We start from the raw sequence: 3,211 nt of genomic DNA on the forward strand, positions 1-3,211 counted from the left end.
CGTCGGTGGTGGTGGTGTTGGGGGAGTTGCCGGTGACGGCGAGTGGGAAGTTGGATCGTGCCGCACTCCCCGCACCCGCCGTGGCGCGCGGACCCCACCGCGCGCCACGAACAGCGGCGGAACACACACTGGCGTCGGTGTTCGCCGAAGTCCTCGGGCTCGACCAGGTCGGGTTGGACGAATCGTTCTTCGCGCTGGGCGGCGACAGCATCCTGTCGATCCGGCTGGTGTCCCGTGCCAAGGCACGAGGATTGGTGTTCACGCCGCAGCAGGTGTTCGAGCACCGGACCGCGGCCGCGCTCGCGGCGGAATCGGCGATCGCGGACGCTGAGACCACAGTTACGCTCGCCGAACTCGCGGGCGGCGGCATCGGTACGTTCCCGCCGACCCCGGTGGTCCGGTACCTGATCGAGCGCGGCGGGCACTTCGAGCGGTTCAGCCAGAGCGTGCTGCTCGACCTCCCGGGCGGCATCGACTCGGGCCGGCTCCTCGCGACCGTCACCGCGGTGCTCGCGCGACACGACATGCTGCGGTCACGGCTCTGTAAGGACGCAAACGGGCAGTGGCAGATGGAGACTCGTGCCGCGACCGAGATCGACACCGACTCACTGGTCCGTCGCATCGTCGTCGACCCGGGGTCCGATCCCGGCACGCTGGCAGACCTGATCGCGGCCGAGCACCAAGCGGCCGTGGAGCGATTGCGCCCGTCCGACGGGGTGGTCGTCCAGTTCGTCTGGCTCGACCCGGAGTCCGCCGCCGGGCACCCGGCACGGACCGGACGATTGATCGTGGTGGCACACCACCTCGCGGTCGACGGGGTGTCGTGGCGGATTCTGCTGCCCGACTTCGCAGCTGCCTGGTATCAGATCAGTTCCGGGAGCGTACCGGCCCTCCCGGAACCGGCGACGTCGATGCGCCGGTGGGCGCACGCGCTGGCCGAAGAAGCCGTCCGCAGCGACAGGGCCGCCGAGCTGGGGTGGTGGCAGAACGTCGTCGCCGGACCCGACCCGCTGATCACCGAACGCCCCCTCGATCCGGGCCTGGACCTCGCGACCGCGTTGCAGGACGTGAGTGTCGAGACCTCCCGCGACGACACGTCCGTTCTGCTCACACGCCTCCCGGAGCTGTATCACGGGGGTGTCCTCGACGTCCTGCTGACGGCGCTGGCGGTGGCGGCGTCGAGGTGGCGAGCGGAGCGGGGGATCCCGGGAACGTCGATGCTGATCCGGCTGGAAGGGCACGGCCGGGAGCAGCAGGTGGTGCCCGGTGCCGACCTGTCCCGCACGGTCGGCTGGTTCACGACGGTCTTCCCCGTGCGCGTCGATCTCCGCGGCATCGACCTCGACAACGCACTCGTCGGCGGCCACGACATCGGCAGCGCCGTGAAGCGCGTGAAAGAACAGCTCCGGGAAGTCCCCGACATGGGCATCGGTTACGGACTGCTCCGCTACCTGAACCCGGACACCGCGGGCAGCCTGCCGGGAACGGAACCGGGGCAGATCAGTTTCAACTATCTCGGTCAGGTTCCGGATTCGGCGGACGGTGACACCGCGGTCGGCTGGAGTCCCGCCGACGGGTTCGGCGACCTGCGGTACGTCCCGGACCCCGACATGCCGGCGTCCGCCGCCGTCGAGGTCAACGCGATCGTGATCGGCGGACGACTCCGGGTCGGGTTCGGTTTCCCGGACACTCTGCTCGCGCACGCCGACGTGGAGCGGCTGGCACAACGGTGGCGGGAGTGTGTGTCCGCGTTGGTGTCCCACGCGCACAGTGGGGACGCAGGCGGACTCACACCGTCGGACGTCCCCCTCGTCGACGTGACCCAGGGCGACCTCGACACGTGGGAGAAGCGCTTCGGCGCGCTCACCGACGTGTGGCCGCCCGCACCCCTGCAGGCCGGGTTGCTGTTCCACGCCCTGCTCGCGAAACCGTCGATCGACGCGTACACCGTCCAGGTGGCACTGCACCTGAAGGGTGCCGTCGACCCGGCCCGGATGCGCCGGGCCGCCACCGCATTGCTGGATCGGCACGCGAATCTGCGGGTGGCGTTCGTTCCCGCCCGAGACGGAACATTCGTCCAGGTGGTACCCGCGGACGTCGACCTCCCGTTCCGTGAGATCGACCTCACGGATCTGCCCGAGGCCGCGCGGTCCGCCGAACTGGACCGGGTCCTGACCGCCGACCGGGCCACGCCGTTCGACACGTCCCGGGCACCACTGGTGCGGTTCGTGCTCGTGACGACCGGCAGCCACGAATCCCGGCTCGTGTGGACCAATCATCACACCCTCCTCGACGGATGGTCGATGCCGCTGGCGATCCGCGAGCTGCTCGCGCTCTATGTGGTCGGAGACGACGATGTTTCGGCGTTGCCGCGACCCCGGCCCTACCGAGACTTCCTGTCGTGGCTGCATCGCCGGGACCCTGCGGACTCGCGAGTGGCGTGGGCGACCGCGCTCGCCGGCGTCGACGGTCCGACGCTGCTCCTTCCCGACGCACGGGGACGGCCGCTGTCGGCTCCTCCCGAGAGTGCTCGGTACGCTGTGTCCGAGGAACTGACCGCCGACCTCACCACCCTCGCGCGTACCCGCAACACGACACTGAACACGGTGACGCAGGTGGCGTGGGGCATCGTGCTCGGCGCAGCGACGTCCCGCCACGACGTGACGTTCGGGAGCACCGTGTCCGGACGGTCGCCGCACCTGTCCGGCGTCGAATCGATGATCGGGTTGTTCGTCAACACCGTGCCCACACGCATCACGCTGAACCCCCGGGAAACGCTCGGCCGGCTGCTCGACCGGACACAAGCGGAACAGGCAGCCCTCCTCGACCACCACCACCTCGGTCTCGCCGACATCCAGCGAGCAGCCGGCCCCGACATCGGTTTCGACACGGCAACCGTCTTCGAGTCGTACCCGATCGACCGGGGAGGCCTGACCGAAGACACCGACCTCGCCGGCATCCGGGTGGTCGACGTGAGCGGCGTCGACGCCACGCACTATCCGCTGAGCGTCGCCTTCTCGGTGGACACGCAGCTGCGCATGACGTTTCACTACCGACCCGACCTCGTCGACCGGGCCACCGTCGACGCGATGGCCGGCCGGGTCACCCGGGTGCTCGAGGTGATGGCCTCCGATCCGGATACACCGTTGGCTCGTGTGGATGTGTTGGGTGTGGTGGAGCGGGGGGTGTTGGTGCCGGTGCGGGGTAGGGC

General features: G+C 69.7%; 1 protein-coding gene. It reads left to right on the forward strand.

Going from position 1 to position 3,211, the window contains the following annotated elements; translation table 11 throughout:
- Positions 1–137 precede the first annotated feature (137 nt).
- Positions 138–3,211: condensation domain-containing protein (locus G9373_RS44865; protein ID WP_346842941.1), on the forward strand; the 3,074-nt coding region annotated here is incomplete at its 3' end.

Origin of the sequence: Rhodococcus sp. A14, from assembly GCF_011603105.1 — a bacterium.
Classification (GTDB): Bacteria; Actinomycetota; Actinomycetes; order Mycobacteriales; family Mycobacteriaceae; genus Rhodococcus_F; species Rhodococcus_F opacus.